The sequence below is a fragment of the Buttiauxella cochleicola genome (assembly GCF_021282435.1).
Classification (GTDB): Bacteria; Pseudomonadota; Gammaproteobacteria; order Enterobacterales; family Enterobacteriaceae; genus Buttiauxella; species Buttiauxella massiliensis.
Genome location: NZ_JAJSOT010000002.1, coordinates 267,582 through 289,153, shown reverse-complemented (window position 1 = coordinate 289,153; position 21,572 = coordinate 267,582). Strand labels below are relative to the sequence as shown.

General features: G+C 50.0%; 20 protein-coding genes. 3 read left to right on the top strand and 17 right to left on the bottom strand.

Annotation, left to right across the window (positions count from 1 at the left end):
- Positions 1-29: 29 nt before the first annotated feature.
- The 7 genes from dacA to LVQ77_RS07095 all read right to left on the bottom strand — a co-directional run bounded on the left by dacA (position 30) and on the right by LVQ77_RS07095 (position 7,230).
- Entirely contained in the window at positions 30-1,241 is a 1,212-nt protein-coding gene (dacA, locus tag LVQ77_RS07125; RefSeq protein ID WP_034457229.1) for a D-alanyl-D-alanine carboxypeptidase DacA, read from the bottom strand.
- A gap of 143 nt (positions 1,242-1,384) precedes the next feature.
- Positions 1,385-2,515 (bottom strand): endolytic peptidoglycan transglycosylase RlpA, encoded by a 1,131-nt coding sequence (rlpA, locus tag LVQ77_RS07120; protein WP_232904059.1) that lies wholly within the window; start codon positions 2,513-2,515, stop codon positions 1,385-1,387.
- 16 nt (positions 2,516-2,531) lie between these two features.
- Entirely contained in the window at positions 2,532-3,644 is a 1,113-nt protein-coding gene (gene mrdB / locus LVQ77_RS07115; protein ID WP_064553411.1) for a peptidoglycan glycosyltransferase MrdB, read from the bottom strand.
- A 2-nt stretch (positions 3,645-3,646) separates the two neighbouring features.
- Positions 3,647-5,548 (bottom strand): peptidoglycan DD-transpeptidase MrdA, encoded by a 1,902-nt coding sequence (gene mrdA, locus LVQ77_RS07110; RefSeq protein WP_232864261.1) that lies wholly within the window; start codon positions 5,546-5,548, stop codon positions 3,647-3,649.
- Positions 5,549-5,575: 27 nt separating this feature from the next.
- Complete coding sequence (gene rlmH / locus LVQ77_RS07105) at positions 5,576-6,046, bottom strand: 23S rRNA (pseudouridine(1915)-N(3))-methyltransferase RlmH (RefSeq protein WP_151992891.1); 471 nt, start codon at positions 6,044-6,046, stop codon at positions 5,576-5,578.
- A 3-nt stretch (positions 6,047-6,049) separates the two neighbouring features.
- A complete protein-coding gene (gene rsfS, locus LVQ77_RS07100) occupies positions 6,050-6,367 on the bottom strand; it encodes a ribosome silencing factor (protein ID WP_151992890.1) in 318 nt (105 codons plus the stop codon).
- A gap of 251 nt (positions 6,368-6,618) precedes the next feature.
- The gene (locus LVQ77_RS07095; RefSeq protein ID WP_232904058.1) at positions 6,619-7,230 is read right to left on the bottom strand and encodes an adenosylcobalamin/alpha-ribazole phosphatase; all 612 of its coding nucleotides are present in this window, start codon (positions 7,228-7,230) and stop codon (positions 6,619-6,621) included.
- 85 nt (positions 7,231-7,315) lie between these two features.
- Here LVQ77_RS07095 and cobD point away from each other — a divergent pair, with 85 nt between their 5' ends.
- Positions 7,316-8,410, top strand: coding sequence for a threonine-phosphate decarboxylase CobD (gene cobD, locus LVQ77_RS07090; RefSeq protein ID WP_232904057.1), 1,095 nt, complete (start codon positions 7,316-7,318; stop codon positions 8,408-8,410).
- Here cobD and nadD read toward each other — a convergent pair.
- The 4 genes from nadD to leuS are packed head-to-tail and all read right to left on the bottom strand — an operon-like array spanning position 8,382 to position 13,285.
- The gene (gene nadD, locus LVQ77_RS07085) at positions 8,382-9,035 is read right to left on the bottom strand and encodes a nicotinate-nucleotide adenylyltransferase (protein WP_232904056.1); all 654 of its coding nucleotides are present in this window, start codon (positions 9,033-9,035) and stop codon (positions 8,382-8,384) included. The two genes, cobD and nadD, sit on opposite strands and share 29 nt — an antisense overlap.
- Entirely contained in the window at positions 9,028-10,059 is a 1,032-nt protein-coding gene (holA, locus tag LVQ77_RS07080; RefSeq protein WP_232904055.1) for a DNA polymerase III subunit delta, read from the bottom strand. Before holA ends, nadD begins: the two co-directional genes overlap by 8 nt.
- Positions 10,056-10,688 carry an LPS assembly lipoprotein LptE gene (lptE, locus tag LVQ77_RS07075; protein ID WP_232904054.1) on the bottom strand — a complete coding sequence of 211 codons (633 nt, stop codon included), beginning with the start codon at positions 10,686-10,688 and terminating at the stop codon, positions 10,056-10,058. The genes holA and lptE overlap by 4 nt, the downstream gene beginning before the upstream one ends.
- Positions 10,689-10,702: 14 nt before the next feature.
- Positions 10,703-13,285 (bottom strand): leucine--tRNA ligase, encoded by a 2,583-nt coding sequence (gene leuS, locus LVQ77_RS07070; RefSeq protein ID WP_232864267.1) that lies wholly within the window; start codon positions 13,283-13,285, stop codon positions 10,703-10,705.
- A gap of 253 nt (positions 13,286-13,538) precedes the next feature.
- On the opposite strand from leuS, the gene LVQ77_RS07065 reads away from it, so the two are divergent.
- Positions 13,539-14,021 carry a zinc ribbon-containing protein gene (locus LVQ77_RS07065; RefSeq protein ID WP_064517046.1) on the top strand — a complete coding sequence of 161 codons (483 nt, stop codon included), beginning with the start codon at positions 13,539-13,541 and terminating at the stop codon, positions 14,019-14,021.
- 24 nt (positions 14,022-14,045) lie between these two features.
- On the top strand, positions 14,046-15,092 hold the full coding sequence (gene dctP / locus LVQ77_RS07060; RefSeq protein ID WP_232904053.1) for a TRAP transporter substrate-binding protein DctP: 1,047 nt from the start codon (positions 14,046-14,048) through the stop codon (positions 15,090-15,092).
- Between the two features lie 52 nt (positions 15,093-15,144).
- On the opposite strand, the gene LVQ77_RS07055 is transcribed toward dctP, so the two are convergent.
- The 6 genes from LVQ77_RS07055 to corC form a co-directional block, all read right to left on the bottom strand.
- Complete coding sequence (locus tag LVQ77_RS07055; RefSeq protein ID WP_232904052.1) at positions 15,145-15,870, bottom strand: amino acid ABC transporter ATP-binding protein; 726 nt, start codon at positions 15,868-15,870, stop codon at positions 15,145-15,147.
- Positions 15,870-16,544, bottom strand: coding sequence for a glutamate/aspartate ABC transporter permease GltK (gene gltK, locus LVQ77_RS07050; RefSeq protein WP_151992881.1), 675 nt, complete (start codon positions 16,542-16,544; stop codon positions 15,870-15,872). Before gltK ends, LVQ77_RS07055 begins: the two co-directional genes overlap by 1 nt.
- The gene (locus tag LVQ77_RS07045) at positions 16,544-17,284 is read right to left on the bottom strand and encodes an amino acid ABC transporter permease (RefSeq protein WP_034456698.1); all 741 of its coding nucleotides are present in this window, start codon (positions 17,282-17,284) and stop codon (positions 16,544-16,546) included. Before LVQ77_RS07045 ends, gltK begins: the two co-directional genes overlap by 1 nt.
- Positions 17,285-17,754: 470 nt before the next feature.
- Positions 17,755-18,666, bottom strand: a complete 912-nt coding sequence (locus tag LVQ77_RS07040; protein ID WP_151992880.1) for an amino acid ABC transporter substrate-binding protein — start codon at positions 18,664-18,666, stop codon at positions 17,755-17,757.
- Positions 18,667-19,079: 413 nt separating this feature from the next.
- Positions 19,080-20,621, bottom strand: coding sequence for an apolipoprotein N-acyltransferase (lnt, locus tag LVQ77_RS07035; RefSeq protein WP_232904051.1), 1,542 nt, complete (start codon positions 20,619-20,621; stop codon positions 19,080-19,082).
- A 7-nt stretch (positions 20,622-20,628) separates the two neighbouring features.
- A complete protein-coding gene (corC, locus tag LVQ77_RS07030; protein WP_034494022.1) occupies positions 20,629-21,507 on the bottom strand; it encodes a CNNM family magnesium/cobalt transport protein CorC in 879 nt (292 codons plus the stop codon).
- Positions 21,508-21,572 lie beyond the last annotated feature (65 nt).

The following is a 21,572-nucleotide window of genomic DNA, read 5'->3' as shown; positions in this document are numbered from 1 at the left end:
CGACTTCTATTCTTTCAAGTGTTCAATTATTAACCAAACCAATGATGGAATGTCAGTTTGATGTAATCAATGATACGACTGAAGAAATTACCTTCTGGCATTTCCTGAAGGACAACCAGTGGGCGTTGCTCGATAGTTTTCCCATCGAGTTGGAAATTGATGGTACCAACAACCTGGTTTTTCTGCAGTGGTGCGTGCAGTTCAGTGGTGTTAAGTACATAGCTCGCTTTCAGATCTTTCATGCGACCACGAGGGATTGTCAGATAAACGTCTTTATCAACCCCGAGCGATGCACGATCGTTATCACCAAACCAGGCTGGCTCAGAAGCAAACTCTTTACCGGCTTTCAGTGGCGAGACAGTTTCAAAGAAACGGAAGCCCCAGGTCAGCAGTTTTTTGCTTTCGGTTTCACGGCCTTTGTACGTACGTCCACCAAGTACTGCTGAAATCAGGCGCATCTGGCCTTCAGTTGCAGAGGCTACCAGGTTGTAACCTGCAGCATCGGTATGACCTGTTTTGATGCCATCAACTTGCAGACTGGTATCCCACAGCAAGCCGTTACGGTTTGTCTGGCGGATATTGTTGAAGGTGAACTCTTTCTCTTTGTAAATAGCGTATTCGTTCGGCACATCGCGAATCAGCGCCTGGCCAATCAACGCCATATCACGCGCTGAGCTGAATTGGCCTTCGGCATCGAGACCATGTACGGTCCCGAAATGGGTGTTCTTCAGACCCAATGCGGAAACATAGCTATTCATCAGACCAACAAATGCATCCTGGCTACCGGCCACGAAATCGGCCATTGCAACACATGCATCGTTACCTGATTGCAGGTTAATACCGCGAATCAGCTGTGATACCGGCACCTGCATGCCTGGTTTCAGGAACATCAATGATGAACCTTTAAATACCGGGTTGCCGGTCGCCCATGCATCCTGTCCAACAGTCACAATCGAGCTTTCGTTAAATTTACCGGCTTTCATCGCTTGACCGATGACGTAGCTGGTCATCATTTTGGTCAAACTTGCAGGATCACGACGAGTATCAGCATTAGACTCAGCCAGTACTTTACCGGAGTTGTAATCGATCAGGATGTACGCTTCCGCATCAATCTGCGGGACGCCTGGGATCATGGTTTTAATGTTCAGGTCGTCAGCGTGTGCGACAGCCATCCCCGAAAGAGTGAGGGCCGTAGTGAGCGCCAGGCGTTTAACAAAACGAAAAGAAGGGGCTGTATTCATGATTAGAACAACGACATCCATGATGGGAATAAAAAAAGTGCCTTACTATAGCAAAAGCGATTTTTGCTGGCATCCGTCTTTGCGCATCATTTGTTAATGGAATTTACATTAATTGACGCACGACGGATGCCAGACACAACCACTTACATAGCGGGTGCGTTAGTGATGAAAGATTGCTGCTGGGCTTCACTCATTAAACGTTGTTGCAGAGCGGCCGCTTCGTTCCGACTGCCAAATGGCCCAAGCTGTACACGGAACATAGCACCATTAGTGGAAACCTTGCCCGGCACACCAAATTGCTGGCTAAGTTTTTGTTGCCACTGAGTCGCACGATTCTGATCGCTGACTGCTCCGACCTGAACGACATAACGCCCGGAAGCTGTGGCAACTGGAGCTGCTGTCTGTACGCTACCCTGAACTGAGCCTGGCGCAGTAACCGGTGCATTTTGTTGTACAGGTGCTGCTGCTACTGCAGGAGCAGCTGCAACAGCAGGCTGGTCATTTTCAATCACACCGGGGGCCAGTGGCGTTGCAGCACCTAAGAAACCACTGCTATTGACCGGGGCTCCGGTAGTGTCTTCACTTTTTAGCGAGGAGTTACTAATAGCGCGTACCTCACCTTGCGGAGCTTCCGTTGGCATTCCTGAAGAAGCACTGCCCATTCCACCACTTAAATCAGGGCGAGCGGGGAGGATGTAGGTCTGTTTGGCAACAGTCGTACACACAGTCCCTGGTCCGGACATGGAGCCATCCTGGGCAACAATAATTGGGTCGATGCGTACTTTGGTGTTGTTCGAGTTGTTCAAACGGTCGGCTGCGGCGCGTGATAATGAAATGACACGATCATTGCCATAAGGACCACGATCGTTAATACGCACGACAATCATGCGCCCATTTGCGAGGTTTGTGATACGCGCATAGCTTGGAATAGGAAGTGTTGGATGGGCAGCAGTCAGTGCAGTCGCATCAAATGGCTCACCCGATGCTGTCAGGTTGCTACCTGGTTCCGCATCATAAATAGCGGCAAAACCTGCCTGGCTAAAGTTTGCCGGATTTTGCACGATTTTGTAGCGTTTACCGTTATTTTCGTAATCCTGATTAGCTGAAGGACTCAACGGTTCAAAGCGCGGTTCCGCGCCGCTTATCTCAACCGTCGGGCCATTACACACCGCCGGTTGCGGTTGCTGGTTTACCTGTTGTTGATCACTATCATCAGACGAGCAGCCAGCCAGTATTGCAGCAACGACACAGATCCCAAGCCAACGCTTAACCATTACGCACCTCATCCACTTACACGCTTTTTGATAACATTTTTCTGTGGGTATGTATCGACATCACGATACCAAACCCGGCCATCAGAACGATCAGGGCCGAGCCCCCGTAGCTCACCAGCGGCAAAGGTACGCCGACCACCGGTAAGATACCACTAACCATACCAATGTTAACAAACACATATACGAATAAAATCAACATTAGCCCACCAGCCATTACTCGACCAAATGTGGTCTGAGCACGAGCGGCAATGATAAGGCCGCGCATGATAAGCAATAGGTAGAGAGCCAGTAATACCAGAACACCCACCAAGCCTAGCTCTTCGGCAAGAACAGCAAAGATAAAGTCAGTGTGGCGTTCAGGTAAGAATTCAAGTTGCGACTGTGTTCCGTGTAACCAACCTTTGCCACGTAATCCGCCAGAACCAATAGCAATTTTAGACTGAATAATATGATAGCCCGCACCGAGAGGGTCACTTTCCGGATCAAGCAACATCATTACGCGTGCACGTTGGTAATCGTGCATCAGGAAGAACCACAGAATCGGAATAAAGGCGGCAACCAATAGCACTGCAACACCGATAAGTTTCCAGCTCATACCGGATAAGAACAGTACGAACAGTCCTGATGCGGCAATGAGGATAGACGTTCCCAGGTCGGGCTGAGCGGCAACCAGCAGTGTCGGCATGAAAATGAGTATCAGCGCGATGCCGGTATTCTTCAGTGTTGGTGGGCAGACATCGCGGTTAATAAAGCGCGCCACCATCAGCGGCACGGCAATTTTTGCGATCTCTGACGGCTGGAAACGCACAATGCCGAGGTCAAGCCAGCGTTGTGCACCTTTGGATATCGCTCCAAACGCATCCACCGCCACTAATAATATTATGCAGACAATATACAGATAAGGAGCCCAACCTTCGTACACGCGAGGCGGGATTTGCGCCATCACGATCATCACAACCAGTCCCATCAGGATCTGGCCAATTTTACGCTCCATCATGTCCATGTCCTGGCCACTGGCGCTCCAGATTACCAGCGCACTAAAGATAAGCAGCGCCAGAATGGTCACAAGGAAGAGCGGGTCGATGTGGATTTTATCCCAGAACGACTTTTTATTTGGATTATCAGTCATGGTCATTGGTCCTCAGCCCCCGGTGGTGCGGGTACTTCAGTAGGCAGTACCGTATTGTTATCCCCGAGCATAATGTGGTCGAGAATCTGGCGCATGATGGTGCCTACAGCGGGGCCTGCGCCGCCGTTTTCCAGAATCATGGTGACGGAAACCTGCGGATTATCGTAAGGGGCGAACGCAGTCATCAATTTATGATCGCGTAAGCGTTCAGCAATTTTATGAGCGTTATAAGTTTCATTAGCTTTCAGGCCAAAGACCTGTGCCGTCCCTGATTTTGCCGCAATTTTATATGGTGCATTGGCAAAATATTTATGGGCTGTACCGTTAGGGCGGTTGGCTACGCCATACATACCGTCTTTAGCAATTTCCCAAAAACCAGAGTGGATATCACCTACAGGAGGCTGTACCGGCTGCTGCCACGGAACTTGCTTACCATTCTCAACAGTACTCATCAGGAAATGAGGAACGCGAACGATGCCATCGTTAATCAGGATCATCATTGCTTTACTCATCTGAATCGGTGTCGCGGTCCAGTAGCCCTGGCCGATACCGACCGGAATAGTGTCACCCTGATACCACGGCTTTTTAAAGCGTTTCAGTTTCCATTCACGCGTTGGCATGTTACCGGACCTCTCTTCAGAGAGATCGATACCGGTATAGTGCCCGTAGCCAAACTTACGCATCCACTCGCCCATACGGTCGATGCCCATGTCGTAAGCGACCTGATAGAAATAGGTATCAGCGGATTCTTCAAGCGCTTTGGTGACGTTCAGGCGGCCGTGGCCCCACTTTTTCCAGTCACGATAGCGCTTTTCAGAACCAGGCAACTGCCACCAGCCTGGGTCAAAGAGGGAAGTATTGCGGGTGATCACCCCGGCACTTAACGCGGATACCGCCATATACGGTTTCACCGTGGAAGCCGGAGGGTAAACCCCTTGCGTTGCACGGTTAATAAGCGGTGTGTTCGGGTCATTGAGCAAACCGGAATAGTCTTTGCTTGAGATGCCGTCAACGAACAAGTTCGGGTTGTAACTTGGCATCGAAACAAGCGCCAGAATGCCGCCGGTACGTGGGTCGGTGACCACAACTGCTGCGCGGCTTCCTGCTAATAAGGTTTCAATATAATTCTGTAGCTTAAGGTCGATAGTCAGATAGATATCGTGCCCGGCTTGCGGCGGTACTTCCTTGAGCTGGCGAATCACACGGCCACGGTTGTTTACTTCAACTTCCTCATAACCGGTCTGACCATGTAAGACATCTTCGTAATAACGTTCAATACCGAGCTTACCGATATCATGCGTTGAGGCGTAGTTTGCCAGCTTGCCGTCTTTATCAAGGCGTTCAACGTCTTTATCGTTAATTTTGGAAACGTAGCCAATGACATGTGTTAGTGCTGAGCCATACGGGTAGAAGCGGCGTTTATAGCCCTTAACCTCAACACCCGGGAAACGGTACTGGTTCACGGCAAAACGTGCAACCTGCACTTCGGTGAGGTTGGTTTTGACCGGAATAGAGGTGAAGCGGTGAGAGCGTGCTCGCTCTTTCTTAAAGTTGGCAATATCCTCGTCAGTTAAGTCCACGACTGAACGTAACGCTTCAAGTGTTGCCTGCACGTCATCAACTTTTTCCGGCATCATTTCCACTTGGTAAATGGTGCGGTTAAGTGCGAGTGGTGTGCCGTTGCGATCGTAGATAATGCCGCGGCTAGGCGGAATAGGGACCAGCTTTATGCGGTTTTCATTCGAGCGAGTTTGGTAGTCGGTGAAACGGACGATTTGTAAATTATAAAGGTTGGCAACAAGCACACCGCTTAGTACCAAAATACCAAGAAACGCGACCAGCGCCCGGCGCACAAAAAGCGCAGACTCAGCTGTATAGTCACGAAAAGAATTCTGTAATTTCATCCGCAGCTTTGTTCTACCTGACGATATCTACTCACGGTGATAAGGATGGTTGGTCGTAATGCTCCACGCACGATAGAGGCTTTCCGCTACCAGCACCCGGACTAAAGGATGTGGCATTGTCAAAGTGGACAGTGACCAGCTTTGCTCTGCAGCAGCTTTGCATGCTGGAGCGAGTCCTTCTGGGCCGCCAATCAGCAAGCTTACATCTCTACCATCCTGTTTCCAGCGTTCAAGCTGCACGGCAAGGTGCGGTGTATCCCAAGGTTGCCCCGGGATATCCAGCGTGACAATTCGGTTGCCCTTGCCGGCCGCTGCCAACATCATTTCACCTTCTTTTTCGAGAATGCGTTTGATATCAGCATTTTTGCTGCGTTTTCCCGCAGGAATTTCTACCAGTTCGAATGGCATATCCTTGGGAAAACGACGCAGGTACTCGGTAAAGCCGGTTTGCACCCAGTCAGGCATTTTGGTGCCAACTGCTACTAATTGCAGCTTCACTCATTAACCCCAGAGCTTTTCCAATTCGTATAGCTGGCGGCTTTCTTCTTGCATCACATGGACGATAATTTCGCCAAGGTCAACAACCACCCAGTCAGTCGCATTCACGCCTTTCACGCCCAAAGCTTCAAAACCGGCTTTGCGAGATGATTCTACGACGTGTTCAGCGATGGACATAACGTGACGGTTAGAGGTGCCGGTACAGATAATCATGCAATCAGTGATGCTTGATTTACCCTTAACATCCAGAGCAATGATGTCCTGGCCTTTGAGGTCGTCGATTTTATCAACGATGAAATCTTGAAATTCTTTACCCTGCAAGTGTTCCCCCTGGGAAAAGTAGAGTGTGTTCGATTTAGCCCGCATGATACCCATAATGGGGCAGCTTTACTGACAATTCGGCAATGCGGCGCTCAAAGCGGGGTATCATCCCACCGAGTGGCCTGGTTTGCATCGCCATTTTTGTAAAACTATTTTGGAAAGTCATGCTTGCGGGCAGGAAATTATGGCAGCGGAGCATAACAGTCTGAGGTGTAGTGTCAATGGTTGACGATACCAGAGACGCTGGCAACTTATTGCACCGGTGGACAAATAGCACGGTTATTGAGAGTTCTGAGCGTGGTAAACCCCTCTCGAATCTCAATTGAACTCCATGCCCCTTGTTCAATTACAAAGTGCCACAATGACGCGGGTGGCATGTTGAGCAGGGTGGCGATAAGCAGACTCAGTACTCCCTGATGGCTTACAATCAGAACATTTTCATCTTTTGGCAACGCGGATAACGATGCGGAGAACTCGCTTACACGGCGGGAAAAAAGCTGGAAGCCTTCACCATTGTGGGGAATAACGTTTTGCCAGTCATTGCACCATGCGGCGTAGTTTTCGCTATCCAAACGCTGTAAATCACGGTGGTGGCGCATCTCCCAGTCACCAAAATTCATCTCATTAAGGCGTGGTTCGGTCACTACGGGAATTTTACGTTGCTGGAGAATCAATTGAGTGGTGTGTTGTGCCCGGCCCAACTCACTGCAAAGTACTTTCTCAAAAGTAACATGACTTAGCATATCGCCTACCGCTTCGGCCTGGTTGATGCCTTCTGCAGTCAGTGGAGTTTCAGAAATACCACTGTAAAGACCGTCTAAATTTGCCTGGGTTTGCCCATGGCGCACTAACCATAATTTCATCTCATCCTCGTACAAACATTGGCTGGCCCTGGCATAAGTGTATCATTGCGCCTCAAGCTCGAAGTCTGTTTTATTGGGGGGATATATGGCGTTCAGTAGTCAGCACGGTGGCAATATCATTGAAGCTGCAGTTGTTATGGGTGTGGATGCAAATTCACTTATCGATTTTAGTGCCAATATTAACCCATTAGGTATGCCCGATTCATTGAAGCGCGCCATTACCGAAAACCTGGCTATTGCTGAACGTTACCCTGATGTTGAATATCGCTCGCTGCACCAGGCTTTGGCAGAACATCATCAAGTCCCCCAGGATTGGGTATTGGCAGGCAATGGCGAAACGGAGCTGATTTTTAATCTCGTGCAGCAACTCTTGCCACGTAAGGCGCTGTTATTGACGCCAGGTTTTGCCGAGTATCATCGTGCGCTAACGCAAATTAATTGCGAAATAATTGATTTCCATCTTAGTGAAGAACAAAGCTGGCAACCTGATGAATCATTATTACAAGCATTAACCCCCGATTTGGATTGCTTGTTTTTATGCACACCGAATAACCCAACCGGTTTGATGCCTGATAAATCTTTACTGTTGGCTATTACGCAGCGTTGCCAGGAAAACCACATCGATTTAATCATTGATGAAGCCTTCCTCGATTTTTTACCCGATGAGCCAGGCCTGATTCCGCACTTAGCAAAGTTCTCCCGACTTTATATTCTGCGCTCACTCACCAAATTTTTTGCTATTGCCGGACTACGACTTGGCTATATGGTGAGTGCCAATACAGACGTGGTTGGACGTATTCGAACACAAAGAGAACCCTGGACCATTAATGCGTTTGCGGCATTAGCAGGAGAGGTGATTCTCAATGATAGTGCTTATATTGAGGCGAGTTATCGTTGGCTAGGCACCGAGCAACCTCGCTTGTTTAAAGGTCTTGGCGAACTGTCGGGAATTAAAGTGTGGGCTCCACGGGCGAACTATATTTTTCTACGTTGTGAAATTGAAGGTTTAGATCTGCAACGACGGTTGCTGGAAGAGAATATTTTAATTCGTCACTGTGCGAATTATCCGGGACTAGATTCGCGCTATTACCGCGTGGCGATTAAAAGCCCAGTCGACAACGACAAACTGCTGGCTGCCATGCAGCGCATTCTTAGCAATATAAATGGTGCCGGCGAATAAACTCAGCTACTGCTGGGGGGAGCAGATCATCACAGGGCTGATGCTGTTCTAATCGTTGGCGGATAGCCGTTGCCGAAATGTCATACATTGGTGTTTGCGCGAGGTAAATCTTACCGGCAGGCTGGTTATGGAGCTGTTCAACTGCAGTGGTTTGATGCGCTTCAAGCCATTGCTGTTCTTCTGGTGTGTTCATCGACAGAGAATATCCGGGACGTTGGCAAACCAGCAGGTGGCATAACGTCAGCAGTGTTTCCCAACGATGCCAGCGTTGCAGGCTAAGCAACGAGTCCTGTCCCACAATAAACGCCAACGGTTGTTCAGCTCCAATCTCCGAGCGTAGCTGTTCGAGAGTTTCAACGGTGTACGACGGTGTTTCGCGCTGGAGTTCACGGTCATCGAGCTTAAACAGCGGGTTCCCAGCAATGGCAAGTTCGACCATGGTTTTGCGCTGCTCACTGTTAGCCAGCGGCTGCGCACGATGTGGAGGGACGTTATTCGGCATGATAGTGACTTGTTGCAGCGCCACCTGTTTTGCCAGTGCTTCGACCGGTTTTAAATGCCCATAATGGATGGGATCAAACGTCCCGCCATACAGAGCAGTTAACCTCGGCGCACTCTTAGCCATCGATGAAAATTTCCGGCAGTGCTTTATGGCACAGCAACAGAGAAAGCCCTTCCAGCTCGGCCCAGACCGACTGGCCGTAATCTTTTTTCAGCGTCATTTCGATTTGGCTAAGCAAACGCACCGCCTGATAAAGCTGTTCGGCAGATAAGCGATTAAGTGCTTCAGTCACCAGCGCGCGACGATTTTGCCATACGCGTTGTTGATCAAATAACGTGCGTAGTGGGGTGTTAGCCGATTGACGTTTGATATTAACCAGTTGTAGCAGTTCACGTTGGATTGTACGCAGCAAAATCACTGGTTCACTGGCTTCCAACCGGAGCTGTTGCAGAATATGCAATGCGCGCTTACTTTTCCCTGCCAGAATCGCATCCACCCAATGGAATGGTGTGAAGTGAGCTGCATCGTTTACCGCTTGCTCAACCCGAGGCAAGGTCAACGTACCATCAGGCCAAATCAGCGAAAGACGTTCAAGCGCTTGCGACAGTGCCAGCAGATTTCCTTCATAGCAATAACAAAGCAGTTGGTTGGCCGCATCATCGAGTGTGAGATTCATCTGTTTAGCGCGTTGGGCTACCCAGCGCGGTAATTGAGCCTGTTCCGGGGTTTGACAGGTCACAATAACGCAGCGTTCGGCCAGTTTACTTAGCCACGCTGCATTCTCTTGAGCTTTGGTGAATTTGTTCCCACGCACCAGCAGAAGAATGTCGTCATGCAGCAGGGACACCAGAGTTTCTAGTTGGGCATTGATCGCAGTGTTTGGGCCATTTTCTGGTAGTAGCAACAGAAGTGTCTGGCGACTGGCGAACAGGCTTAAAGCCTGGCAAATCGAGAACAGATCTTGCCAGTCGGTACTGACATCAATCTGAACGGTATGGTGTTCTTCGAAACCCTGGGTGCCAGCCATCTGGCGAATGGCATCCTGGCTTTCCTGGAGTAATAGCGGATCGTTCCCGAGTAGCAGATACGCCGCGCGCAGCCCTTCATTGAGCTGCGCGCGAAGTTGTTCAGGGTACAACCTTATCATTGGCTACCAGATGTGGCCGAAAGCGTGGTCGACGTACGGCCTGCTGGCGTTGCTGGCGTTGCTGGCGTAGAGGTTGAGGTTGCGCCTGTAACAGGCGTCTCAGCTGCTTCGGTTTCAGCAACATCAGCAACATGCACGGTCATCAGCTTACGAATAAGCTGTTGAGCTGCCGTGGTGTACATCTCTTTGATCAATAAATCTTGCTCGGCATCTTTTTGCAGTGCAGCGAGTGGGTTATCAAAGAATGACTTATATACTCTGGCGTTAATCGGATAAATGTCATGACCCGGAATCAGCACCTGCGCTGAAACTGTCATAACCATTTGATACTCCGCTGTGCGACCATCCTGGAAGACAGATGCAGTATCTTTTCCGAGCGAGCTGCCTAGTAAGCGCAGCGACGGAATATCCTTGCGAACACCCGTTCCGGTATCGCTGACTATCGTAACGCCGTTAAGGCGCAACTGAGAGCGTACTTCGCGCGCTAGTGGGCCGTTCGGATCGCCAGAGTTGAAGATCAAGGTTTTCATTTGATCTGGAACCTGCGTGCTGCCACGCAGGTGAAAACCGCACCCGGCAGTGACAAGCACCGCCAAAGTAACTAACAAGCTGATAAAGGGATGTCGCACGGTTCCTCCTGCGCTTAGCCCACAACCAAATTGAGCAGTTTGCCCGGAACGTAAATCACTTTACGTACGGTCACACCCTCAAGATATTTCGCAACCAGATGTTCCTGACCTGCGCGTTCCTGCACTTGTTCTTGCGTTGCATCCGCTGGAACAGTGATTTTGCCGCGAACTTTACCGTTCACCTGCACAACCACCAGCAGCGAGTCTTCGACCATCGCTTTTTCATCAGCCTGCGGCCATGGTGCGTTGTCGATATCGCCTTCACCACCCAGAGACTGCCACATATCGAAGCAAACATGCGGGGTGAAAGGATAAAGCATACGAACTACAGCAATCAGCGCTTCATTCAGCAGTGCGCGGTCTTGATCGCCGTCCTGTGGTGCTTTCGCCAGTTTGTTCATCAATTCCATGATGGCAGCGATTGCGGTGTTAAAGGTCTGACGACGACCAATATCATCGGTCACTTTCGCGATGGTTTTATGAACATCACGGCGCAATGCTTTTTGATCTTCACTTAATGCAGCAACGTCTAATGCTGGTGCTGCGCCACGGCTGGTGTGCTCGTAAGCCAGTCTCCAGACACGTTTCAGGAAGCGGTTAGCCCCTTCAACGCCAGATTCCTGCCATTCCAGCGTCATATCCGCAGGAGATGCAAACATCATAAACAGGCGAACAGTATCTGCGCCGTAGCGTTCAACCATCACTTGCGGGTCGATGCCGTTGTTTTTCGACTTCGACATTTTACTCATGCCAGCATAGACCAGTTCATTGCCCTGTGCGTCAGAGGCTTTGATAATACGGCCTTTCTCGTCACGTTCTACAATCGCATCAACCGGGGAAACCCAGTTACGCTCACCGTTAACACCGGTGTAATAGAACGCATCAGCCAGCACCATACCCTGACACAGCAGTTGTTTGGCAGGCTCGTTAGAGGTCACCATGCCAGCGTCGCGCATCAGTTTGTGGAAGAAGCGGAAGTAGAGCAGGTGCATGATGGCGTGTTCGATGCCACCAATGTAGATATCAACCGGCAGCCAGTAGTTTGCCGCTTTGGAATCCAGCATGCCTTTGTCGTACTGCGGGCAGGTGTAACGCGCGTAGTACCAGGATGATTCCATGAATGTATCGAAAGTATCGGTTTCACGCAGCGCAGGTTTGCCATCAATAGTGGTTTTTGCCCACTCAGGATCGGCTTTAATTGGGCTGGTGATACCATCCATCACGACATCTTCAGGCAGGATAACCGGCAGTTGATCGGCAGGCGTTGGCATAACAGTGCCGTCTTCCAGAGTCACCATTGGAATTGGCGCGCCCCAGTAACGCTGACGGGAAACACCCCAGTCGCGCAGACGATAGTTAACTTTGCGTTCGCCAACACCTTTGGCAGCCAGTTTGTCGGCAATAGCGTTAAAGCCGTTCTGGAAGTCCAGACCGTCGAATTCACCTGAATTAAACAGCACGCCTTTTTCGGTCATTGCAGATGCAGACAAGTCAGGCTCGCTGCCGTCAGCATTCAGAATAACCGGTTTGATTTGCAGACCATATTTAGTCGCAAACTCCCAGTCGCGCTGGTCGTGACCAGGAACGGCCATTACCGCGCCTGTGCCGTATTCCATCAGGACGAAGTTTGCCACCCAAACTGGAACAGATTCGCCAGTCAGTGGGTGAATAGCGTTAATGCCAGTAGCAACGCCTTTCTTCTCCATGGTTGCCATTTCAGCTTCAGCAACTTTGGTGTTACGGCACTCTTCAACGAACTCAGCCAGCGCTGGGTTGTTCAGTGCGGCTTGCTGTGCGATTGGGTGACCTGCGGCAACGGCCAGATAGGTCACACCCATAAAGGTGTCCGGGCGCGTGGTGTAAACGGTCAGCTTCTCAGCGCTGTTTTCAACGTCGAAAGTAATTTCAACGCCTTCGGAGCGGCCAATCCAGTTACGCTGCATGGTTTTGACCTGTTCAGGCCAATGGTCCAGCGTATCCAGATCGTTTAACAGTTCGTCAGCGTAAGCGGTGATTTTGATAAACCACTGAGGGATCTCTTTGCGCTCAACTTTGGAGTCACAACGCCAGCAGCAACCGTCGATAACCTGTTCGTTTGCCAGAACGGTCTGGTCATTCGGGCACCAGTTAACCGCGGAGGTTTTTTTGTAAACCAGGCCTTTGTTGTACAGCTGAGTAAAGAACTGCTGTTCCCAACGGTAGTATTCTGGGGTACAGGTCGCCAGCTCGCGGCTCCAGTCATAACCAAAGCCCAGCGTTTTGAGCTGGTTCTTCATATAGTTGATGTTGTCGTAAGTCCACGGTGCTGGAGCGGTGTTGTTTTTTACCGCTGCACCTTCTGCTGGCAGGCCGAACGCATCCCAGCCGATTGGCTGCAGTACGTTTTTGCCAAGCATACGCTGGTAACGTGCGATAACGTCACCGATGGTGTAGTTACGAACGTGGCCCATGTGTAGTCGGCCAGAAGGATAGGGTAGCATCGAGAGGCAGTAATACTTCTCTTTGCCTTCGTCTTCGGTTACTTCAAAAGTACGCTTCTCTTGCCAGTGAAGCTGTACGTTGGATTCTATCTCTTCCGGGCGATATTGCTCTTGCATGGCAGCCAATGGTCCTGTGATGAAAAACAGCTACAGGTTAGGTTTCAATCCTAACGTGTGATTTGATCCGCATAGCATAGCCGATAAGAGTGCGGCAAAACAGCCTTTCAAGGGCCGTGATCACCATTTCTCATTTGCAGATATTTACCTTGCTTGTGGTCAATCTAACAAAGAGATGCCCGATTAAGGTCTACTATTATAGTCAGTTACATGACACTGAACGCATGAAACTCTTCAAGGAGGCAGGTAGACGATGAACAAGGTTGCTCAATTTTACCGTGAACTGGTGGCCTCACTCACCGAACGGTTACGCAATGGAGAGCGCGATATTGACGAACTGGTCGACAGCGCGCGTAAACGCATGAACGAAACCGGGGAGCTGACTCGTACCGAAGTAGATGAAGTGACACGTGCAGTCCGTCGTGATTTAGAAGAGTTTGCTCGCAGCTATAACGAAAGCCAGGATGAATTTACCGACAGCGTATTCATGCGCGTGATTAAAGAGAGCCTTTGGCAGGAACTGGCTGATATCACAGACAAAACGCAGCTCGAGTGGCGCGAAGTTTTCCAGGATCTCAACCATCACGGCGTTTATCATAGCGGTGAAGTGGTCGGTCTTGGCAATTTGGTTTGTGAGAATTGCCATTTCCACCTGGCGATTTATACCCCTGATGTGCTGCCCGTTTGCCCGAAATGCGGGCATAACCAGTTTAGCCGTCGCCCATTTGAACCTTAATTTTCACAACGCGAAGGAACCGCAATGCAACGAAAACCCCTGGCCAGAAAAATTCTGGCCGTCTTCCTCACCATGATGCTGATGCCCACCACGGTATCGGCAGTTCAAATTCTGAAATATTCCGACCATGAACCACTGGGCGGGATGCGCACCAGCTTTATCAAGAATGTTTTCTTTGCCGAAATTGAGAAGGAATCGCACGGCCGCCTGAAGGTTGACGATCACTGGAACAGTGAACTGGCTCGTAGCTATGATGCTTTGGGTGTCGTTAAAGAAGGGAAGGTTGCTGATATGGCAATCGTGGTGCCTGAATACACGGCGAAGGAATTTCCCCTGCAGCAGATTTTCAAAAGTTTCCCTGTCGGGCCAACGGGTGATAAACAGGTTGAGTTTTTCCGCAAGGCTTACGCCACTATCCCTGAATTCCAGGCTGAGTTAGCAAAGCAAAATGTGGTTAACATTTTCCTCGCGACCGGCTATCCCGTGGCTTTTTTCAGTACCAAACCCCTGAGCACATTAGGTGATATCAAAGGAACCAAGTGGCGTTCAGCCAGTTTCTGGCATCAGGACTTTCTGAAAAACAGCGGTGCCATTCCCGTTTCTATGCCGTGGGGCGAGGGAATTTATGACGCGCTGAAAGCAGGAACTCTGGACGGATTAATGGTTAACGTCGACAGCGGTTTTGAGCTCAACGTGCATAAAACAGCCCCTAATGTTTTGATCTCCAAAGATCTGTGGTTGGGCCATGTTTATCCGTTGGTGATGAATAAAGACACCTGGAACAAACTTGCCGATCAAGACAAGCAAGCAATTCAACGCGCCGCCCAAAAAGCGTATCAGACTTTAGGCTCGGTGATGGACAGCAGTTTCGATGGCATGGTGAGTGAGTTGCGTGATAACGGTGTAAATATTCGCGAGTTGAAACCTGATGAAGTTAAACATTGGGAAACGGCGACCCATTACCAGGATGTGCAAAGCAAATGGGTGAAGGAGCAAGAGAGTAAAGGCTTGAAGGACGCAGGTCCTGTGATGAATAAAGTCACAGTGTTAATGAACGAGACTATGAAGTAATTTTGCCGCGCAACCACCGCTCTGGAGGGGGATTACGCGACTTAATACCGAATCAGTGCAGGATTTTCGCCAGGAAGTCTTTTGCACGTTCGGACTGCGGGTTGTTGAAGAAATCCTCTTTATTCGAGTCTTCGACAATCTTCCCTTCATCCATAAAGATCACGCGGTTCGCCACTTTACGAGCAAAGCCCATCTCGTGTGTTACCACCATCATGGTCATTCCTTCGTTTGCCAGCTCAACCATCACGTCCAGCACTTCGTTGATCATCTCAGGGTCAAGGGCTGAAGTCGGTTCATCAAACAGCATTGCCACAGGGTCCATACATAGCGCACGGGCAATCGCTACACGTTGCTGCTGGCCGCCAGAAAGCTGTGCCGGGAATTTATCCGCATGTGCGGTCAACCCAACGCGCTCGAGCAGTTTCAGCCCCTTTTTACGCGACTCTTCTTTGTTGCGTTTCAGCACTTTTACTTGAGCAAGGGTCAGGTTTTCGATAATCGACAGATGTGGGAAAAGCTCAAAGTGTTGGAACACCATTCCTACATGCGAGCGCAATTCCGCAAGGTTAGTTTTTTGGTTGTTCACTTGCGTGCCGTTAACAACAATTTCGCCTTTTTGCACCGGCTCCAGGCCATTCACCGTTTTGATTAGCGTTGATTTACCGGAGCCAGATGGCCCACAAACAACAACTACTTCACCTTTTTTCACTTCTGTTGAGCAGTCGGTTAGCACCTGAAAGTGACCATACCATTTAGAAACATTTTTCAGGGAAATCATTACACTGTCCTTTTCTTCAAGTAGCTGACCAACAGCGAAGCACTCAGGCTGATTGCGAAATACACTACACCGGCAAACAGGATCATTTCGACCTGGGTTCCGTCGCGCTCACCAATGGTGGAAGCGGTACGGAAGAAGTCAGCCAGACTTAATACATATACCAGTGACGTATCCTGGAACAAGACGATGCCCTGCGTTAACAGCAATGGCACCATGGCGCGGAACGCCTGCGGCAGGATAATCAGTTTCATTGACTGCCAGTGAGTCATCCCCAATGCAAGGGCCGCATTTGATTGCCCACGAGAGATGCTCTGAATACCGGCACGGATAATCTCGGAATAGTAGGCAGCTTCAAACATCGAGAATGCCACCATTGCGGAAATTAAACGAATGTCGGTTTGAGGGGAAAGCCCTAGCACTTTTTGCAGAATACCTGGCACAACCAGGTAGAACCACAGCAGCACCATCACCAGCGGGATAGAGCGGAAAACGTTGACGTAGGCGCTGGCAAACCAGGCTATGGGCTTAATCGGCGACAGGCGCATCACAGCCAGCAGCGTACCCCAAACGATACCGAAGATAATCGCCGTAACGGTGATTTTCAGGGTGATGATCAACCCCTGCATCAGGTAAGGCATTGCGGGGAGAATAGAACTCCAGTCAAACTCGTACATTATTTGCCTCCCATATTGCCAGGCAGGCGAATTTTACGTTCAACGACATACATCACCAGCATAATCACAGCGTTAATCAGGACATACGCGAGGGTGATTGCGGTAAAGGATTCGTAAGCATGCGCGGAGTAATCCAGCAATTTACCCGCCTGCGCCGCCATATCGACCAGGCCAATGGTTGATGCAATAGCTGAGTTTTTCACCAGGTTCATCATTTCAGATGTCATTGGCGGCACAATTACGCGATAGGCGTTTGGTAGCAGCACATAGCGGTAAGCTTGTGGGAGCGTTAAACCCATCGCCAATGCGGCATTTTTTTGCCCGCGAGGCAGAGACTGAATGGCGGCACGAACTTGCTCACATACACGAGCTGCGGTAAACAGGCCAAGGCAAATCATCGATGACAAGAAGAATTGTACATTCGGGTCAAGCTCAGATTTAAACCACATGCCAAGATTTTCGGGCAGCAATTCCGGCACCACTAAGTACCAGGTAAAGAACTGCACGATAAGCGGTACGTTACGGAATAACTCGACATACAGCGTGCCAAGGCTCGACAGCCATTTATTTGGAACGGTGCGTAAAATGCCGAACAGAGAGCCGACGAGAAAAGCGATTATCCATGCACAGATGGATAGGGCGACGGTGACCTGGAAGCCATTCCAAATCCAGCCCAAATAGGTGGTGTTGCCGAACGGGGCGGGCTGTAGAAATATTCCCCAGTTCCAGTCTATAGACATAACATACTCCGAGAAAAAATTGAGGGTAGCGAGCTGCGCTACCCTCGAAGATTGATGAGAAGCTTGTACCCCGACTTCAGATCTATGCCTGAGATTTTGGGGGTACTTTCACGCCGGATGGGGAACGGCCATCCGACGCATAGTCTGTCCGAGCTTCAGTTCGTCAATCGAGAGGGCTGGGTCATCCCGGCCCCTTGTTCTATACCCGCCATCCTTCAAGCTGCAGGGGTGTTGGCTGCACTCACTTACCCGACAAATCTGCCGGGAGCAGATTTGAACGCTGTAACCAGCGCCCCGAAGGGGTGAGGCCCATGGATGGGCCGAATAATCACTTACTGAAGTAAGCTCATCGGGATAAGCTCACTGGCCGCGTTACTCGGTCTGCGACCTCGCCCCTTCGGGGCCAGCGCAAGCGCTGTTCAAAATGCCAGAGGCATTTTGTCCTGCAACTCGAATGCTAACGGGTATGTTTAGTTCAGTGCTTTATCGTTTGGTTCTTTGAACAGGGCTTTCATGTCGTCAGACAGAGCGAAGTTCATATTGATGTTTTTCGGTGGAATTGGATTCATAAACCACTTATCAAACCATTTCGCCGCTTCACCAGATGTCTGTGCCTGAGCGATGGTGTCATCCATCAGCTTCTTAAACTCTGGGTCGTCTTTACGCAGCATACAGCCGTAGGCTTCGCGGGATTGCGGAGTGCCAAGAATTTCCCAGTTATCCTGTTTCTTCGCTTTAGCACGTTCACCCGCCAGCAGGGCGTCATCCATCATAAAGGCAACGGCACGACCACTTTCCAGGGTGCGGAACGAGTCACCGTGGTCTTTGGCGCTGATAATACGCATGTCCATTTTCTTCTCTTCGTTCAGCTTGTTGAGCAGAACTTCAGAAGTGGTACCAGAAGTCACAACAACTGCTTTGCCTTTCAGGTCAGCGAAGTCCTTAATCGGGCCACCTTTCTTAACCAGCAAACGGGTACCGACGACGAAGATAGTGTCGGAGAACGATGCTTGTTTCTGGCGTTCCAGGTTGTTGGTGGTAGAACCGCACTCAAAATCGAAAGTGCCGTTTTGCAGCAATGGAATACGGTTCTGAGAAGTAATCGGGATCAACTTAACGTGCAGGTCAGGCTTGTTGAGCTTTTTCTTCACGGCTTCAACGATAGCGTTGGAGTAATCCTGTGAATAGCCGACGACTTTTTGTTGGTTATCGTAGTAAGAGAAAGGAACAGAAGACTCACGGTGACCGACCACAATGACGCCGTTTGCGGCGATCTTATCAAGAGTACTTTGTTGAGCTGCAGGTTTAGCATCTTCGGCGTGTGCTATTCCAGCGCCTAAACCCATTACCAGCAAAGCTGAGGCTAGTTTACGTAATTGCATTACCAACTCCTTTATCTTAATGCCATGAGGCATTGATACCCGTTGTGAGTGTTTTACCTGTCATCCTTCGAGCCGCAAGGGCTGAATGCTGCCAAGTATATTTTTGTTGTTGTGTGTTATTGAATAAGCTTAATTCTTTGTCTTTTTGTTAACACTTAACCTAGCTTAATGTAAAGATTTTGCTATCCAGATGTTTATTTTTGCGAAGCGTGCCGCACCGTTTAGAGGCAAAAATCTTCCGTTGCACTACTTTGGTGCTGGGTTTGTCATCGTTTGGTGCAACTCAATGCTTCATGCTGCTCACAGGGTAGTGATTCAGCATTTTGTGTCTTTCTAGTGAGTAATATTTTGCAAAGGTTGTGCCAGAAATGAAAATGGCCAGCATGAGCTGGCCATTTTTTGGTAATGCAGAATCAGGATTTGCGGCGTGTGCGCAGTGCCAACAGAACAGAGGCGAAGCCAAAGATGAGTGTTGCGCCCCACAGTGGCCAGTCGCCAAAGCGTGCATATGGCGTAATACCCCGCGTTGGCGTGACCTTCGCTTCCAGAACTTCGCGAGTAAACTGCGGGATCATTGCGTCGATATCACCGTTAGCATTAATCACGGCGGTAATACCATTGTTCGTGCTGCGTAGAAGCGGACGACCCAACTCCAGTGAACGCATACGCGCCATCTGGAAATGCTGCCATGGGCCAATCGATTTGCCGAACCATGCATCATTCGAAATAGTCAGTAGGAAATCTGTATCAGGGCGGAAGTTATCGCGCACCTGCTCTCCCAGGATAATTTCGTAGCAAATCGCAGGTGTCAGCTTAATACCATTGGACTCCAACTGCGGCTGTAAATACGGCCCGCGACTGAATGATGACATTGGCAAATCAAAGAACGGAGCCAGCGGACGCAGGATGGATTCCAGCGGCACGAACTCACCGAACGGCACCAGGTGATTCTTGTTGTAACGATCGGCACTGTTGTAGCTGTACTGATTGCCTTCGCCCAGCGTGATAATGGTGTTGTAGGTATCGTAGCGATTCTGTTTATTCAAACGTGCATCAACAATACCGGTGATCAACGAGCTGTGCTTCGACCGCAGCAAATCGTCCATCATCGTCAGGAATTGCTGCTGGTTAATCTCCAGATCGGGGATTGCCGATTCAGGCCAGATAATCAGCTGGGATTTACCCATCTGCGGCTGAGTTTTATCGAGATAGATTTTTAGCGTATTGAGCAGCTGGTTTTCATCCCATTTCAGGGATTGCGGGATGTCTCCCTGGACCATCGCCACATCAACGGTGCGCTCAGGTTGCGGCTGATACCACTGAATCGAACGCAACGGCCAGGGCAGAACTAACAGTGCTGCGGCAATCACGGCCGGGCGCCAGTTACGCTCGTGCAGCGCAAACACCAACAGGCCACTGATAATCATCAACAGGAACGTTACACTTTCCACGCCGAGAATCGGCGCGATGCCTTTCAGCGGGCCATCAATCTGGCTATAACCAAACTGTAGCCACGGGAAGCCGGTTAATACCCAGCCGCGCAGGAACTCGGTGAGTTGCCATAGCATCGGAGCAGCAATCGCTACGCGCCACCACGTCGTTTTCGGACAAAGTTTGCTGAGGAATCCACCAAATAAGCCGGTATATAACGATAAATAAGCCGCCAGCAGCACCACCAGGAAGACGTTAACCGGGCCGGGCATCCCGCCAAATTGCGCGATGCTGACATACACCCAGTTAATGCCTGAGCCAAATAGCCCCAGCCCCCAGAAGAAACCAATCCACGCACTTTGAATAGCGCGTCGATTAAGTGTCAGCCCCTGAAGCCCAGCCAGAGAAACAATCGCGGCAGGCCAAAAATCGTAAGGGGAGAAAGCCAGCGTTCCGCAGGCACCAAAAAGCAGCGCCAGCAGCAGACGCACGCGCTGGCGTTGAAGGAGTAGGGCTATAGCCATCTTTGAATTAATCTTCCAGTTTCGGTTGTGGCGAGTCGTCCGGAATTCTGACATGAACCTGAATAACACGGCGGCTATCTGCCATCGCGACTTTGAACTGATAACCATCGATTTCGATGGTTTCGCCACGGGCAGGTAAGTGGCCAAAGGCCTGCATCACCAATCCACCAATGGTATCAACTTCGTCATCGTTGAAATGGGTGGCAAAGGTGTCGTTAAAATCTTCGATTGAGGCCAGAGCGCGAACCGTCCAGGTGTGACGGCTTAGCTGGCGGAAATCACCGTCTTCTTCATCGTCATACTCATCTTCAATTTCCCCAACAATCAGTTCGAGAATATCTTCGATGGTGACAAGTCCGGAGACGCCGCCAAACTCATCAATCACTATCGCCATGTGGTAGCGCTGCTGACGAAACTCTTTGAGCATGCGGTCAACACGCTTACTTTCCGGCACAACAACTGCCTGACGTAACACTTTTTCCATGCTAAATGGCTCAGTATCGCTGCGCATAAACGGCAGCAAATCTTTAGCCATCAGAATCCCTTCGATATGATCTTTGTCTTCACTGATCACCGGGAAGCGGGAGTGTGCGGATTCGATGATCACATCGAGGCATTCGTCCAGCGTCTGGTTGTGTTTGAGCGTTACCATTTGCGAGCGAGGGATCATGATGTCGCGGACGCGTTGGTCGGCGATATCCATCACGCCTTCAAGCATGTCGCGGGTATCTTGATCGATCAGATCATTTTGCTCAGAATCACGGATGAGTGTCAGCAGATCGTCACGGTTTTTAGGTTCACCGTGGAATAGCTGGTTGAGAATCAGGGAAAAGAATCCCTTCTTACTGGCAGGTGTGTCACTGTTTTGGGAATTGTCGTCGCTCATGGCGTTAGGTTTGTGGCCCCTCGGTTAATTAATAGATAGCAGGCAGTTAATGGCTCGCTGCCTGC

Coding starts and splice junctions, on each gene's coding strand:
- LVQ77_RS07040 (WP_151992880.1), bottom strand. CDS start 18,666: ATGCAATTACGTAAACTAGCCTCAGCTTTGCTGGTAATGGGTTTAGGC.
- LVQ77_RS07055 (WP_232904052.1), bottom strand. CDS start 15,870: ATGATTTCCCTGAAAAATGTTTCTAAATGGTATGGTCACTTTCAGGTG.
- lnt (WP_232904051.1), bottom strand. CDS start 20,621: ATGGCTATAGCCCTACTCCTTCAACGCCAGCGCGTGCGTCTGCTGCTG.
- leuS (WP_232864267.1), bottom strand. CDS start 13,285: ATGCAAGAGCAATATCGCCCGGAAGAGATAGAATCCAACGTACAGCTT.
- cobD (WP_232904057.1), top strand. CDS start 7,316: ATGGCGTTCAGTAGTCAGCACGGTGGCAATATCATTGAAGCTGCAGTT.
- mrdB (WP_064553411.1), bottom strand. CDS start 3,644: ATGACTGATAATCCAAATAAAAAGTCGTTCTGGGATAAAATCCACATC.
- LVQ77_RS07095 (WP_232904058.1), bottom strand. CDS start 7,230: ATGAAATTATGGTTAGTGCGCCATGGGCAAACCCAGGCAAATTTAGAC.
- corC (WP_034494022.1), bottom strand. CDS start 21,507: ATGAGCGACGACAATTCCCAAAACAGTGACACACCTGCCAGTAAGAAG.
- gltK (WP_151992881.1), bottom strand. CDS start 16,544: ATGTACGAGTTTGACTGGAGTTCTATTCTCCCCGCAATGCCTTACCTG.
- mrdA (WP_232864261.1), bottom strand. CDS start 5,548: ATGAAATTACAGAATTCTTTTCGTGACTATACAGCTGAGTCTGCGCTT.
- nadD (WP_232904056.1), bottom strand. CDS start 9,035: ATGGCTAAGAGTGCGCCGAGGTTAACTGCTCTGTATGGCGGGACGTTT.
- holA (WP_232904055.1), bottom strand. CDS start 10,059: ATGATAAGGTTGTACCCTGAACAACTTCGCGCGCAGCTCAATGAAGGG.
- LVQ77_RS07065 (WP_064517046.1), top strand. CDS start 13,539: ATGAACAAGGTTGCTCAATTTTACCGTGAACTGGTGGCCTCACTCACC.
- dacA (WP_034457229.1), bottom strand. CDS start 1,241: ATGAATACAGCCCCTTCTTTTCGTTTTGTTAAACGCCTGGCGCTCACT.
- LVQ77_RS07045 (WP_034456698.1), bottom strand. CDS start 17,284: ATGTCTATAGACTGGAACTGGGGAATATTTCTACAGCCCGCCCCGTTC.
- dctP (WP_232904053.1), top strand. CDS start 14,046: ATGCAACGAAAACCCCTGGCCAGAAAAATTCTGGCCGTCTTCCTCACC.
- rlpA (WP_232904059.1), bottom strand. CDS start 2,515: ATGGTTAAGCGTTGGCTTGGGATCTGTGTCGTTGCTGCAATACTGGCT.